This window comes from Sphingomonas abaci (assembly GCF_014199625.1).
Lineage (GTDB): Bacteria > Pseudomonadota > Alphaproteobacteria > Sphingomonadales > Sphingomonadaceae > Sphingomonas > Sphingomonas abaci.
In genome coordinates, this window is sequence record NZ_JACHNY010000007.1 from 82,987 (window position 1) to 96,693 (window position 13,707).

A 13,707-nucleotide genomic window follows, 5' to 3' on the forward strand; every position below is an offset into this window, starting at 1 on the left:
TCAGTCCATCCCGGCGCGGATCGCCGCGCCTGCCACGAACGGACTGCCGGCGACGAGCAACAGGCTGGTCGCGGCGAGCAGCTTGAACGCCCCCACTCCCCCGCCCGCCAGTGCGCCCGCGCCGAAGATCAGCAGCGGCACCGCCAGGGGCAGCATCAGCAGCCCCGCCAGCGCACCCGCGCCGCGGAAACCGGCGGTCAACGCCGCCACCGCCACCGCCAGCGCGGCGAGCGCCGGCGTGCCGATCAGCAAGCCCAGCTCCACCCGCCACAGCAGCGCGCCCGGCAGGCCGAGCAACCCCGCGGCCGCCACCGCCGCCGCCATCAGCGGCGGCGCGAAGCAGAGCCAGTGCGCCACCGTCCGCCCGGCGGCGACCAACGCCATCGACAGGCCGCGCGTCGCGAGCTGGTCGAACACGCCCTGTTCCAGGTCCGGCGCAACCAGCCGCTCGACCGGCAGGAGCGCCGCGAGCAGGGCCGCCGCCCAGATCACCCCGCCGCCGATCCGCGCCAGCAGGGCCGCATCCGGCCCGATCGCGAAGGGAAACAGCGTCGCCACCAGCAGGAAGAAGATGACGACCAAGGTCGCGCCGCCGCCCGCATAGCCGCGGCGCACGTCGCGGGCGACCAGCGCGATCAACATGACGCCGCCGCCGGCCCCCGGAGCGTCACGGCCTGCGCGTCCGGCAGCGCCAGCGGCACATGCGTCGCGATCAGCACCGCGCCGCCCCCGGACCGATGCGCGGCGACCAGCGCCTCCAGCCGCGCGACCGCCGCCACGTCCAGCCCGTTGGCCGGTTCGTCGAGCAGCCAAAGCGCCGCGCCGCTCGCCACCACCCGCGCCAGCGCGGCGCGGCGGCGTTGCCCGGTGGACAGCATCGTCACCGGCACGTCGCCGAGCACCGCCAGGTCGACCGCGGCCAGCGCCGCCGCCACCCGGTCGCGCGCCGCGTCGCGCGCGCCGTCCAGCCGCGCCCAGAACAGCAGCGCCCGGCCGAGCGACAGGTCGGCATCGAGCGCCGCCGCCTCGCCCAGCAGGCTGCGCGACGGTGCGACGACCCGTCCCGCCACCGGGGCCAGCAGCCCGGCGCACAGCCGCAACAGGCTCGACTTGCCGACGCCGTTGGGACCCGTCACCACCGCGGCTTCGCCCGCCGCCAGCCGCAGGTCGAACCCTTCGAACAGCAATCGCCCGCCCCGCATGCAGGCGACGCCGTCCAGCGTCAGCGGCGCGCTCAATCCTCCACCGAGTCTTCCAGCGCGTGCATGTCCGCGTCCGACAGGCCGAAATGATGGCCGATCTCATGCACGGTGACATGGGCGACCAGATCGTCCAGCCGCACGCCGGTTTCGATCCACTCCTCCAGGATCGCCCGGCGATAGAGATGGATGCGATCCGGCATCGCGCCCGAATCCATCGCCGACTTCTCGCCCACGGGGCGGCCGTTATAGAGACCGGTCAGCTCGAACGGATCATCCAGCCCCAGCGCGGCCAGTGTCTCGTCGTCGGCGAAATCCTCGACCAGCAGCACGACATCGCCCAGATGCGCGGCGAAAGCGGGCGGCAGCCGGTCGATCGTCGCGCGCGCGACCGACTCGATCCAGGCCGCGTCGGGCGCTTCCGCGAAGTTCGGGCGGGCGGGGTCTTGCCGATCCATGTCGACCGCCATACTCGCAGGCGACCGGAACGGGCAATACGGGGAGCGGATGATGGTCGAGGCACTGAGCGAAGTGGAACGGGCGGAAGCGCTCGACGGCCTGCCCGAATGGGATCATGACGAGGCGCGCGACGCGATCACCCGGACCATCGTCTTCGCCGATTTCATTGAGGCGTTCGGCTTCATGACGCAGGTGGCGCTGATCGCCGAGCGGATGAACCATCATCCCGAATGGTCCAACGTCTACAACCGCGTTGACATCCTGCTCACCACCCATGACGCGGGCGGCCTGTCGCCGCGCGACATCGACATGGCCCAGGCGATCGACGCGATCGTCGAGGAGTAATGTAAACCCTCCGCCGGGAATCGTCGCAATCTTCCTCCTACCACCCCGGCGCAGGCCGGGGTCCAGTTGGAGGACGCTGGTAAGCGGCTATCATCGCTGCGTCACTGGACCCCGGCCTTCGCCGGGGTGGAGCGTGATGGAGAGGGCAGCCAACCATTGGCGACGATTCCCCGGCGGGGAAGCGTCAGGCGATCAGAACGACAGGCCCATGGCGGTCTTCACGCCCGGCAGCGCCTTGACCTTGCCGAGCAGTTCGACGGTCACCGGCTCGTCGACCGACAGCAGCAGCACCGCCTCGCCGCCCGCCGAGCGGCGGCCGAGATGGAAGGTGCCGATATTGACGCCCGCCTCGCCCAAGGTGGTGCCGAGCCGGCCGATGAAACCCGGCGCGTCCTCGTTGACGACATAGAGCATCGAGCCGACCAGGTCGGCCTCGACCTTGATGCCGAACAGCTCGACCAGGCGCGGCGCCTGGTCGCCGAACAGCGTGCCGGCCACCGAGCGCTCGCCATCGGCGGTGCGCACCGCGACGCGGACCAGCGTGTGATAGTCGCCCTCGCGCTCCGAGCGGATCTCGCGCACCTCGATGCCGCGGTCGCGGGCGAGGAGCGGCGCGTTCACCATGTTGACGGTCGCGGTCTGCGTGCCCAGGAAGCCGGCGAGCACCGCGCTGGTGATCGGCTTCTGGTTCAGCTCGGCCGCCGCGCCCTCGACATGCACCGAGATGCGGTCGATCGCGCCGGTCGACAGCTGGCCGACCAGCGCGCCCAGCTTCTCCGCCAGCGCCATGTACGGCTTCAGCTTGGGCGCTTCCTCGGCCGACAGGCTGGGCATGTTGAGCGCGTTGGTGACGCCGCCCGACACCAGGAAATCGGCCATCTGCTCGGCGACCTGGATCGCGACATTGACCTGCGCCTCGGTGGTCGACGCGCCCAAATGCGGGGTGGAGATGAAGTTGGGCGTCCCGAACAGCGGCGATTCCTTCGCCGGCTCGGTCACGAACACGTCGAGCGCCGCGCCCGCGACATGGCCCGAATCGAGCGCCGCCTTCAACGCCGCCTCGTCGATCAGGCCGCCGCGCGCGCAGTTGATGATGCGCACGCCCTTCTTGGTCTTCGCAATGTTCTCCGCCGACAGGATGTTGCGCGTCTGGTCGGTCAGCGGCGTGTGCAGCGTGATGAAGTCGGCGCGCGCCAGCAGCTCGTCCAGCGTCACCTTCTCCACGCCCATCTCCAGCGCGCGCTCGGGCGTCAGGAAGGGATCGAAGGCGACGACCTTCATCTTCAGCCCGCGAGCGCGGTCGGCGACGATCGAGCCGATATTGCCCGCGCCGATCAGGCCCAGCGTCTTCGACGTCAGCTCGACGCCCATGAAGCGGTTCTTCTCCCACTTGCCGGCCTGGGTCGAAGCGTCGGCCTCGGGCAGCTGGCGGGCGAGCGCGAACATCAGCGCGATGGCGTGTTCGGCGGTGGTGATCGAGTTGCCGAACGGGGTGTTCATCACCACCACGCCCCGGGCGCTGGCGGCGGGGATGTCGACATTGTCGACGCCAATGCCGGCGCGGCCGACGACCTTCAGCTTGGTCGCGTGCTCCAGGATCTCCTTGGTCACCTTGGTCGAGCTGCGGATCGCCAGGCCGTCATAGTCGCCGATGATCGCCATCAGCTCGGCCGGGGTCTTGCCGGTGATCTCGTCCACCTCGACGCCACGCTCGCGGAAAATCTGCGCGGCCTTCGGGTCCATCTTGTCGGAAATGAGAACTTTGACCATGATTCGCTACTCCGTTCCCCGGCGAAGGCCGGGGCCCAGTTGGGAAGGTTGAAGTCGCAGCGTGCGACGCTTCGTCACGCACTGCCGGAACTGGACCCCGGCCTCCGCCGGGGTGGATGGTGGTTCAGCCCGCCTTGGCGGTCGCGTAGGCCCAGTCGAGCCAGGGCCCGAGCGCCTCGAGATCGGCGGTGTCGACGGTCGCGCCGCACCAGATGCGCAGGCCGGCCGGAGCATCGCGATAGCCGGCGACATCGTATGCCGCGCCTTCCTTCTCGAGCAGCCCCGCCATCTTCTTGATGAACGCCTCGTCCGCGCCCTCGACGGTCAGGCAGACGCTGGTCTTCGACCGGGTCGCCGGATCGGCCGCGAGATGGCTCAGCCAGTCGCGCGCCTCGACGATCCGGTCGAGCGCGGCGGCATTGGCGTCGGAGCGCGCGATCAATCCGCCCTCGCCCAGACCCTTGGCCCATTCCAGCGCGAAGATCGCGTCCTCCACCGCCAGCATCGACGGCGTGTTGATCGTCTCGCCCTTGAACACGCCCTCGGCCAGCTTGCCCTTGGACACCAGGCGGAACACCTTGGGCAGCGGCCAGGCCGGAGTATAGCTCTCCAGCCGCTCCACCGCCCGCGGGCCCAGGATCAGCACGCCATGCGCGCCCTCGCCGCCCAGCACCTTCTGCCACGAGAAGGTGGCGACATCGATCTTGGTCCAGTCGATGTCATAGGCGAACACGCCCGAGGTCGCGTCGGCGAAGGACAGACCCTCGCGGTCCGCCGGAATGAAGTCGGCGTTCGGCACGCGCACGCCGCTGGTGGTGCCGTTCCAGGTGAACAGCACGTCGGTCGACCAGTCGATCTGGGTCAGGTCGGGAAGCTGGCCGTAATCGGCGCGGATCACGGTGGGGTCGATCTTGAGCTGCTTGACGGCATCCGTCACCCAACCCTCGCCGAAGCTTTCCCAGGCGAGCGCGGTGACGCCGCGCGCGCCCAGCATCGTCCACATCGCCATTTCGAACGCGCCCGTGTCCGAACCGGGGACGATGCCGATGCGATGCGTGTCGGGGAGCTTCAGCACGTCGCGCATCAGGTCGATGCAATATTGCAGCCGCTGCTTGCCGAGCTTCGAGCGGTGCGAACGGCCGAGGCTGTCCGTCGCGAGCTTGGCGGCATCCCAGCCGGGCGGCTTGGCGCAGGGACCGGAGCTGAAAAAGGGGCGGGCCGGCGTGGTGCCGGGCTTCGCGGGCGCAAGAGTGGCGTCGGCGGCAATCGTATCAGTCATATAGACTCTCCTCACAGAGAGCACGCGCGGCGTTGGGACCGCGTGGCCCGTCGACGGCCCTAGGCGAAAGCACGGCGCTTGCCAACCTGGATTTGGTTCGGTTGGACGATTAGGGCGCGCGAGTGGCGGCGGGATGCGGCAGGGTGACGTCAATAACCAGGGCAAGCCCTCGCGAAGCCTTCACGCCTCCCCTTGCGGGGGAAGTGGCAACCGCAGGCTGACGGAGGGGTGACACCGGTGGCGATGACGTCCACCATCACGACCCACGATATCCCTCCACCATCCTTGGGGTGGTGCCGCTTCCCTTGCAGGGGAGGACTTCGAGACGAATCGCACGGGAGAATCAGTTTGCGGTCAAAGTCGATCATTTTGACCGGCGCCATCGCCCTCGCTCTCGCCGGCTGCGGTCGCGTCGACCGGCCGACCCGCCAGGCCGCGCGCCCCGAACCCTATCGCCCCTCCGCGCGTGAGACCGCGCAGTGCGAGGCCGATCTGCGGCACGAGGGCGTGGACTATCGCCGCTTGCCGGACAAGGAACTGGGGCCGGGCTGCGGCCTGTACGGCGCGGTGCAGCTGACCGATATCGGCGTGCCCGTCACCGGCGTCACCGCGATGCGCTGCGGCAATGCCCGCGCCTTTGCCGGCTGGGTCCGCAACGCGGTCGCCCCCGCCGCCTGGCAGATCCTCGGATCGGAGCTGGTCCAGGTGGAGGGCATGGGCACCTATGCCTGCCGCAACATCGTCGGCACCAAGCGGATCGGCGACCGGCGCTCCGGCCATGCGCTGGCCAATGCGGTCGATGTCGGCGGCTTCGTCTTGAAGGACGGGCGGCGGATCACGCTGCTGAACGACTGGACCTCGACCGACCCGCGCGTGCGGCAGTTCTGGACGACGATCCGCGCCTCCGCCTGTCGGCGGTTCGGCACCGTCCTGTCCCCGGATTACAATGCCGCGCATCGCAATCATCTGCATCTGGAGGATGATAGTGCGCGCTTCTGTCGCTGATCGGGCTTTGCGCAGGGCCGCGATTGTGGCTACCACCCCCGGATGACCGATACCCGCGTACCCAGCCGCGTCTTTCCGCGCGCCAGCCAGGATGCCGAAAGCGCCAAGACCGTCGTCTCGACGCCGCAGACCGAAAACCCGGCCTATCGCCTCGCCTTCCAGGACATGGACTTCCTGCTGCGCGAGGACCTTCGGCCCGTCCGCTTCCAGCTCGAGCTGCTGAAGGCGCAGCTGACGCTGGACGAGGCGCGGATCGCCTCGACCTTCGTCTTCTACGGTTCCGCTCGCATTCCCGAGCCCGCCAAGGCCCATGCGCTGCTCGAGATGGCCAGCGACGACAAGAGCCGCCGCATCGCCGAGCGGCTGGTCGAGAAGAGCCGCTATTACGAAGTCGCGCGCGAGCTGGCGCAGATCACCAGCCGCCTGCCCCGCGACGAGGCCGGGCGGCGGCACTTCGTCGTCTGTTCGGGCGGCGGACCCTCGATCATGGAGGCGGCGAATCGCGGCGCGGCGGATGTCGGGGCCGAGTCGATCGGGTTGAACATCGTGCTGCCGCATGAACAGGCGCCCAACCCCTATGTCACGCCGTCGCTGTCGCTCCAGTTCCATTACTTCGCGCTGCGCAAGATGCACTTCCTGCTCCACGCGCGCGCGCTGGCAGCCTTTCCCGGCGGCTTCGGCACGTTCGATGAGCTGTTCGAGCTGCTGACGCTGATCCAGACCGGCAAGATCGAGCCGATCCCGGTCCTGCTCGTCGGCCGCGCCTTCTGGGAGCGGGTGATCAATTTCGAGGCGCTCGTCGAGGAAGGCGTGGTGTCCGAACGCGACCTCGGCATCTTCACCTATGTCGAGACGGCCGAGGAGGCGTGGGACGTGGTGCGCCGCTTCTATGACGACCGCGCGGCGCGCGCCGAGGCCTAAAGAAGATCAGCGACAAATTCCCGGACGCGGGGGTGGAAACACCCCCGCGGCATAGCCATTCATGACAAATAGTTCATGTTACCGGCCGAGACAGGCCGGGGCTGTGCAGGAGACGCTATCATGATCCGCTTCCCCCTCCCCGCAATTCTGCTCGGCGGCCTGGCCGCCGGCACCGCCTTCGCCGCGCCGGCCCAGCCGAGCGTCGAGCACCGCACCCGGATCGCGCATAGCAGCGGCCCGGTGGAGGCGGCCTATCGCGGCCGCGTCGACATCGCCCATCGCCAGGTCGGCGCGGTGACGCCGGGTGGCCGCCCCTCGACGCTGCGCTGCCTGTGGAGCGCGAACGTCACCGTCGACCGCGCCGCGACCAGCGCCGCGGGCATGACGCTGTCCCGATCGGTCGATGGCGGCGCGGCCATTCAGGGCCACCGGGCCGGTTGGTGCGACACGCACCGCGCATCGATCGCGCAGGAAGTGGCCCGTCGCGCCGACCAGCTTCGCGGCTATGTCGAGGTGCTGGCGGCCGAGGATCATGACGTGCTCCGCGCCGAACTCGACCAGGCGGCGACGCGCACCGGATGATGCGCTGGACGATGATCGCCGGGGTGGCTCTGCTGGCGCTGCCCCGCATGGCGGCGGCGCAGGGCGCCATCACCGATCCGCCCCACGCCGGGCCCCGGCTCCAGGCGGGCGTGGCGGTCGCGACCGACGAGCGGCGGCGCGGCCTGAGCTGGAGCGGCGGTCGCGCGGTGATCGCCGGCGAGGCGGCGGCGACGATCGGCGCGGTGACCGGCGCCGCGCGCATCACCGCGCTTCGCGGCGGTGCACGGGCGGACGGGGCGGATGCGGTCGCCGACCTGTCGCTCACCGGCGGGATCGACGCGGGCGGCTTCCGGATCGAGGCGGGCGGCGTCGCGCATCTGTTCGGCGGCGCGCGCACACGGATGGATTATGGCGAGCTGACCCTGGCGGCACGCTATGCCTTCGGCCCCGCGCAGTTCGAGGCGGGCATCGACTATGCCCCCGACCAGGCGGCGATCGGCGGCGACAACGCCTATGTCCATGCGGGCGCCACCGCCGGCATTCCCGGCACGCCCTGGACGGTGCTGGCCGGGGCCGGCCGGTCGTTCGGGGGCAGCGGCGACCCGCGCGCCGACCGCCTGCGGCCGGGCGGCGACTATGGCGACTGGCGGATCGGCGTGGAGCATGTCCGGGGGCCGCTGGTGCTGGGCCTGACCTATACGGGCACCGACCTTTCCGACGATCGCCTGCCCAGCCGCTTCGCCGATCGTGCGAACAGCGGCGACCGCCTGACGGCCTCGGCGCGGCTGGGGTTCTGACGCCGGTTCTGACGGAACCTTCGCACAGGTGCCTGTCGTGCTCCTGCGGTCGCAGGCGCACGACAGGACGTCCTCCCCGTCACCCGATGATGGGACCACGCTGACGCGACAGGCGGGACCCCTTCGCGGCATCGCGGTGCCGCGTGACCCGCGACGCTTATTGCGACCGCGCGCCCTTGCGCGCCGCTTCCGGATCGACCGACGGCGCGCCAGAGGCGGGCGTGCCGGTATTGGCGATGTCGCCCGTCTCGCCGCGCCGGTCGGTCTCGACCTTCTCGGCTGCCGCCGCCGTGTTGCCGCCGGTATCGGCCGCCGCCTTCTCCGCGCCGGGCGCGGGCGCGGCGGGAAGCGGCAGGTTCGACCCTTGCGCGTTCAGATAGGCGATGACGTTGGCGCGGTCCTGCGGGTTGGACAGGCCGGCGAACGTCATCTTGGTTCCGGGCGCGAACTTGCGCGGGCTGGTCAGCCACGCGTTCATGTTCTCGAAGTTCCAGGTGCCGCCGACCGACTTGAGCGCGTCGGAGAAGGCGAAGCCGCCCTTGCCTTGCGCGATCGCCTCGCCCAGCGTCGCATAGAGGTTCGGGCCGACGCCGTTCGCGCCACCCTGGTTGATCGTGTGGCAGGCGGCGCATTTCTTGAAGACCTCGGCACCCTTGGCCACGTCCGCGGTGGGCAGGAGCGAGGCGATCGGCACCTCGGCCGCGCCGCCGCCGGCCCCGGCCTCTTCGACGCCCTCGATGGGATAGCCCATCTTGTCCGGGCGATGCCCCTCGAAGATCATGCCGCTGGCGATCGCGGTGCCGAGCGCGACGGCCGCCGCGCCGAGCGCCCAACCAGCGATCGTGTTGGTCTTCAGGTCCATATCCGCCCCAGTTTTTATTTGCGGCGACTGTAGGAAAGCATCGCCGACACCGCAAGCGGCGCTTGATCCCCGCCGCGGCGGCGGTCAAACGCGGGCGATCATGCAGAATTTCGCCGCCCCCGCCCAGGCGCTCGTCGCCGCCATGTACGACGCCGCGGCCGCCGCGCCCGAACGCGCCGTCGCCTTTCAGGGCGCGCCCGGCGCCAACAGCCATGCCGCCGCGCGCGCCGCCTTCCCGGATGGGCTGCCTCTGCCCTGTTTCGACTTCGCCGACGCGCTGGACGCGGTGAAGGAGGGCCGCGCCGACTGCGCCGTGATCCCGATCGAGAATTCGCTGCACGGGCGCGTCGCCGACATGCACTTCCTCTTGCCCGAATCGGGGCTGGTCATCACCGGCGAGCATTTCCTGCCGATCCGCCACACGCTGCTGGGCCTGGGGCCGATGGCGGGCGTGCGCCAGGCGATGAGCCATCCACAGGCCCTGGGCCAGTGCCGCCACTGGCTGCGCGCGCACGGCATCGAACCGGTCGCCTATCCCGACACGGCCGGCGCGGCGGCCATGGTCAGGGAACTGGGCGATCCGGCGGTCGCCGCGCTCGCCCCGCCGGGCGCGGCCGAACTCTATGGGCTGGCGGTGCTGGCCGGCGACATCGCCGATGCCGATCACAACACCACCCGCTTCGTGACCCTGGCGCGCGGCGGGCGGCCGCCGGTCGGCGACGGCCCGTGGATGACGACGCTGATCTTCGAAGTGAAGAACGTGCCGGCCGCGCTCTACAAGGCGATGGGCGGTTTCGCGACCAACGGCGTCAATATGACCAAGCTGGAAAGCTACCAGCGCGGCGGCAATTTCGTCGCCACCGAATTCTATGCCGATATCGAGGGCAAGCCGGGTGATGCCGGCGTCGACCGCGCCATCGAGGAACTGGGCTTCCATTCCAAATGGGTGCGGCTGCTCGGCACCTATCGCCAGGCGCGCGCGCGCGGCTGATCGACCGGGACCCGCTCGACGGCAACGGGCCTCGGCCCGTCCTCGAACAGGCTCTCAGAACAGCGTCCAGTCGACCGCCGCGCGCAGCACCACCACGAGCGCGTCCGGCCGGTCGCGCACCCCGCCCGGCCGGCGGACATATTGTACGTCAGGCTGGAGCCGCAGGAACGGCGCGACCCGGTCGGCATAGGTCAGCTCGATCGTCGACTCCGCCGTGGCGAGCCTTGAGGCGTCCGGTGGATTGCCCCGCCGATAGTGGCTGCTGAGTGCGCCACTGGACGCGCCGAGCGACACGAGGCTGTCCGGTCGACCGGCCACCACGCCCTGCCCGGTCACGCCCAATTGCCAGCCACCGGCAAAAGGCGTGGTCCGCCCGTCCGACAGGCCCATGCGCGCAAACGCCCGCCAGTGGCGCGGCGCCCCCGCCTTCCCCGCCACGTCGCGTTCCAGCAGCATGTAGACGCCGTGCGACGTCGCGCGGCCATCACCGATGGTGACACCGGGCGGGGTGATCCGGGGCTGCGGCCGCGTATAGCTCCAGCCGCCGATCGCCACCGCGCTGCGCCCCTGCCAGCCCGCTTCCGCGACCAGCAGCGCGGTGCGCGGACCATCGTCGGCGACGCCCCGCGGCGCGCGCACCACCGCCGCCTGCGCATAGGCCTGGCCACCACCGGCCCGCACCGGACCGGTGGCGCGCAGCCGGACCGCCAGCTCGGTCTGCGGGAAGATCGACGGGCCGTTGGGCCCGGTCGACGCCAGTTCCGAGCCGATGCCGAAAGCCGGGGCGATCAGCGCGCCGGCCGCGTCATTATGGTAGAATTCGCTGTTCAGGTCATAGCGGCCGATCAGCAGCGACAGCCGGTCGCCGGCGAAGCGCTGCTGCACCCACGCCTGGAACAACCGGGTCTGGCTGCCCGACACTTCCGAATTGTCGACGCCCTGCAAGGTGTTGGCGAGATCGTTGGCCCGCCCGCCCTTGGCATTGAGGATGTCGACCAGGGCGGTCATCCCGCGCCATCCCGCCACCCGCTCCAGGTCCGCCGCGACGACCAGATCGACGATGTCCATGTAGCGGACGCCGCGCCGCTGCCGCTCGCGTCCCGCCGCCACCGCGACCACGTCGCCCTTATAGGCGATGCTTGCTGTGACGGGCGGCGGCGCGGGCGGCGCCGCGTCGGCGACGGCCGGGTCCGGTCCGGGCATCGCCTGCGCCGGACAGGACAGACCGGCGATGATGCCGCAGGCGGCCCGGCGTATCAGGCGGGTGAAGCGCATCGCTCGCGCCTGCCTCAGGCCGCGCGGAGCCACGGAGCGGGAGTCGATCCTCGCGCCGCGGGCATCCCGTGCAGGTCGCGCGCCTGATCGGCTTCGGGCCTATGGACGGCCCGATCGCGCATGGCGTCGGCGAAGAGCGGCCGGTCGCGATCGGTGACCCTGGCGACCGCCGAGGTGGTGGCGTCGTCGAGTTGCCGCATCCGTTCGGGATGGCAGGCCGGACCGTCGACCATGGCCCCCGCCGCGCCGTTCAGCCTCGCCAGGCGCGATAGCCCGCAGCCGACGATCACCGGCACCGACCGCAAGACCGCGGAGGCCGCCACCCGTTTCATCGTGAAGCTTGCCCGCATGATTCTCGTCGCTCCGTCGCACTGAAGAGGATTCCGTCGAACGAAACGGCACGGACGCGACCGGTCATCGCCGCAGCCGCCCCGCCCAACCCATGCCGCACGCCCTATCGTCCAGAAAATGCCGCCGATCCGCCGTCACCACCATCGTCAGCCATGATGACGGCCGGATGATGCACACTGCATTCACATTCTTATACGCGTCGCCATCAGATCATGATCCTACCGACTCTTCCGGCGCGACGGGCGCCCCGCCGCGATTTCGTGTAGGTGCTTCTACGACGCTCGAGTTAATGGATGTTTTCGGCCATGGATACTTGCGCATAACCATTTTTATCCATTGCCATATGGCTGATACTGGCCGCCTTGCCTTGCGACCGGGCAGGAATGACCTGGTCGAGCGGCATATATTTCCCGCCGTAGGGCGGTCGCTGCCGCTCCCCGCCCCGGCAAGCGTCCGCGCTCGGCGGAAAAGCCCTGGGACGACGCCACCTTGCCGGGCGTCGCGCGTTGCGGCAGGGTTCATGCCCATGTCCCCTTCCACCGCGCCGATGCCGCGCGCCACGCATGCCCGCTCGCTGGGCGACAGCCACCGGACCATCCGCGTACCGCAAGGCGCTGGATTCTGGCGGCGTTTCCTAGCCTTCGCCGGCCCCGGCTATCTGGTCGCGGTCGGCTATATGGACCCCGGCAACTGGGCGACGGACATCGCGGGCGGGTCCGCCTTCGGCTATGCGCTGCTGTCGGTCGTGCTGCTGTCGAACCTGATGGCGATCGTGCTGCAGGCACTCTCGGCGCGACTCGGCATCGGCGCGGGCCTCGACCTGGCGCAGGCCTGTCGCGCCCATTATGCCCGGCCGGTCACCATCGCGCTGTGGCTGCTCTGCGAGGTGGCGATCATCGCCTGCGACCTGGCGGAAGTGCTGGGCACCGCCATCGCGCTGAAACTGCTGTTCGGCCTGCCCCTGGTGTGGGGCGTCTTGGTGACGGCGGCGGACGTGTTCCTGATCCTGGCGCTGCAACGCTTCGGCTTTCGCAAGCTGGAAGCGTTCATCATCGCGCTGCTCGGCATCATCGCCGGCTGCTTCGTCTACGAACTGATGCTGGCCCGGCCCGACATGGGCGGCATCCTGACCGGGCTGGTCCCGACCAGCGACATCGTCACCAACCCGGCGATGTTGTATCTGGCGATCGGCATCCTGGGCGCGACGGTGATGCCGCACAATCTCTACCTCCATTCCTCGATCGTGCAGACCCGCGCGCATGGCGAGGATGCGGCCGGGCGGCGCGAGGCGGCGACCATGGCGACAATCGACGGCACGGTCGCGCTGGGCCTGGCCTTCTTCATCAACGCCGCGATCCTGATCCTGGCGGCCGCCACCTTCCACGGCGCGGGCCGCACCGACGTGGCGGAGATCGACGAGGCCTATCGCCTGCTCGCCCCCTCGCTCGGCGTCGGCGCCGCCAGCGTGGTGTTCGCGGTGGCGCTGCTCGCCTCGGGCCAGAACAGCACGATCACCGGCACGCTGGCCGGCCAGATCGTGATGGAGGGGTTCCTCGACCTGCGTCTGCCCGCCTGGCTGCGCCGGCTGGTGACGCGCGCGCTGGCGATCGTGCCGGCGGTAATCGTGGTCGCGACGGCCGGCGATGCGGGCGCGACCAAATTGCTGGTGCTCAGCCAGGTGATCCTCAGCTTGCAACTACCCTTCGCGGTGGTGCCGCTGGTGCGCTTCACCGGCAGCCGGACGATCATGGGCGAACTGGCCAGCCCCGCCTGGCTGCGGGTGCTGGCCTGGGGCATCGCGGGGATCATCATCGCGCTCAACGTGACGTTGCTTTACGGAATGTTGTGATCCGGCCGCATACGTAACAAGGGATGCGTATTGTCCCGATCCGGGATAGATACGGACACGA

General features: G+C 70.1%; 16 protein-coding genes. 8 read left to right on the forward strand and 8 right to left on the reverse strand.

What is annotated here, in order from left to right:
- From GGQ96_RS15735 to GGQ96_RS15745, 3 genes are read right to left on the reverse strand one after another with little or no spacing between them, the layout of a single operon-like run.
- Complete coding sequence (locus GGQ96_RS15735) at nucleotides 1–642, reverse strand: heme exporter protein CcmB (RefSeq protein WP_184116489.1); 642 nt, start codon at nucleotides 640–642, stop codon at nucleotides 1–3.
- A complete protein-coding gene (gene ccmA, locus GGQ96_RS15740; protein ID WP_184116491.1) occupies nucleotides 636–1,238 on the reverse strand; it encodes a heme ABC exporter ATP-binding protein CcmA in 603 nt (200 codons plus the stop codon). Before ccmA ends, GGQ96_RS15735 begins: the two co-directional genes overlap by 7 nt.
- Nucleotides 1,235–1,657 carry a metallopeptidase family protein gene (locus GGQ96_RS15745; RefSeq protein WP_246360655.1) on the reverse strand — a complete coding sequence of 141 codons (423 nt, stop codon included), beginning with the start codon at nucleotides 1,655–1,657 and terminating at the stop codon, nucleotides 1,235–1,237. Before GGQ96_RS15745 ends, ccmA begins: the two co-directional genes overlap by 4 nt.
- 49 nt (nucleotides 1,658–1,706) lie before the next feature.
- On the opposite strand from GGQ96_RS15745, the gene GGQ96_RS15750 reads away from it, so the two are divergent.
- Entirely contained in the window at nucleotides 1,707–2,003 is a 297-nt protein-coding gene (locus GGQ96_RS15750; protein WP_184116603.1) for a 4a-hydroxytetrahydrobiopterin dehydratase, read from the forward strand.
- A gap of 192 nt (nucleotides 2,004–2,195) precedes the next feature.
- On the opposite strand, the gene serA is transcribed toward GGQ96_RS15750, so the two are convergent.
- Nucleotides 2,196–3,773 (reverse strand): phosphoglycerate dehydrogenase, encoded by a 1,578-nt coding sequence (serA, locus tag GGQ96_RS15755; RefSeq protein ID WP_184116495.1) that lies wholly within the window; start codon nucleotides 3,771–3,773, stop codon nucleotides 2,196–2,198.
- A 124-nt stretch (nucleotides 3,774–3,897) separates the two neighbouring features.
- On the reverse strand, nucleotides 3,898–5,052 hold the full coding sequence (locus GGQ96_RS15760) for a phosphoserine transaminase (protein ID WP_184116497.1): 1,155 nt from the start codon (nucleotides 5,050–5,052) through the stop codon (nucleotides 3,898–3,900).
- A gap of 369 nt (nucleotides 5,053–5,421) precedes the next feature.
- On the opposite strand from GGQ96_RS15760, the gene GGQ96_RS15765 reads away from it, so the two are divergent.
- From GGQ96_RS15765 to GGQ96_RS15780, 4 genes are all read left to right on the forward strand, one after another.
- Nucleotides 5,422–6,057 (forward strand): extensin family protein, encoded by a 636-nt coding sequence (locus GGQ96_RS15765; protein ID WP_246360657.1) that lies wholly within the window; start codon nucleotides 5,422–5,424, stop codon nucleotides 6,055–6,057.
- A gap of 42 nt (nucleotides 6,058–6,099) precedes the next feature.
- Entirely contained in the window at nucleotides 6,100–6,978 is an 879-nt protein-coding gene (locus GGQ96_RS15770; RefSeq protein ID WP_184116499.1) for an LOG family protein, read from the forward strand.
- Nucleotides 6,979–7,098: 120 nt separating this feature from the next.
- Nucleotides 7,099–7,560, forward strand: coding sequence for a hypothetical protein (locus tag GGQ96_RS15775; RefSeq protein ID WP_184116501.1), 462 nt, complete (start codon nucleotides 7,099–7,101; stop codon nucleotides 7,558–7,560).
- Nucleotides 7,557–8,318 (forward strand): TorF family putative porin, encoded by a 762-nt coding sequence (locus GGQ96_RS15780; RefSeq protein WP_246360658.1) that lies wholly within the window; start codon nucleotides 7,557–7,559, stop codon nucleotides 8,316–8,318. Before GGQ96_RS15775 ends, GGQ96_RS15780 begins: the two co-directional genes overlap by 4 nt.
- A gap of 157 nt (nucleotides 8,319–8,475) precedes the next feature.
- On the opposite strand, the gene GGQ96_RS15785 is transcribed toward GGQ96_RS15780, so the two are convergent.
- The gene (locus tag GGQ96_RS15785) at nucleotides 8,476–9,180 is read right to left on the reverse strand and encodes a c-type cytochrome (RefSeq protein WP_184116503.1); all 705 of its coding nucleotides are present in this window, start codon (nucleotides 9,178–9,180) and stop codon (nucleotides 8,476–8,478) included.
- 100 nt (nucleotides 9,181–9,280) lie between these two features.
- Between GGQ96_RS15785 and GGQ96_RS15790 the strand changes: the two genes are divergently transcribed.
- Nucleotides 9,281–10,171: a prephenate dehydratase gene (locus GGQ96_RS15790; protein ID WP_184116505.1), complete on the forward strand. Its 891-nt coding sequence runs from the start codon at nucleotides 9,281–9,283 to the stop codon at nucleotides 10,169–10,171.
- Nucleotides 10,172–10,225: 54 nt separating this feature from the next.
- On the opposite strand, the gene GGQ96_RS15795 is transcribed toward GGQ96_RS15790, so the two are convergent.
- Both GGQ96_RS15795 and GGQ96_RS15800 read right to left on the reverse strand, forming a co-directional pair.
- The gene (locus tag GGQ96_RS15795; protein WP_184116507.1) at nucleotides 10,226–11,446 is read right to left on the reverse strand and encodes a carbohydrate porin; all 1,221 of its coding nucleotides are present in this window, start codon (nucleotides 11,444–11,446) and stop codon (nucleotides 10,226–10,228) included.
- A gap of 14 nt (nucleotides 11,447–11,460) precedes the next feature.
- Nucleotides 11,461–11,679: a hypothetical protein gene (locus tag GGQ96_RS15800; protein ID WP_184116509.1), complete on the reverse strand. Its 219-nt coding sequence runs from the start codon at nucleotides 11,677–11,679 to the stop codon at nucleotides 11,461–11,463.
- On the opposite strand from GGQ96_RS15800, the gene GGQ96_RS15805 reads away from it, so the two are divergent.
- Together GGQ96_RS15805 and GGQ96_RS15810 are read left to right on the forward strand one after the other, a co-directional pair.
- Nucleotides 11,678–11,821, forward strand: a complete 144-nt coding sequence (locus GGQ96_RS15805) for a hypothetical protein (RefSeq protein WP_184116511.1) — start codon at nucleotides 11,678–11,680, stop codon at nucleotides 11,819–11,821. The genes GGQ96_RS15800 and GGQ96_RS15805 overlap by 2 nt on opposite strands.
- Nucleotides 11,822–12,323: 502 nt before the next feature.
- The gene (locus GGQ96_RS15810; RefSeq protein WP_246360659.1) at nucleotides 12,324–13,646 is read left to right on the forward strand and encodes an Nramp family divalent metal transporter; all 1,323 of its coding nucleotides are present in this window, start codon (nucleotides 12,324–12,326) and stop codon (nucleotides 13,644–13,646) included.
- The last annotated feature ends 61 nt before the right edge of the window (nucleotides 13,647–13,707 follow it).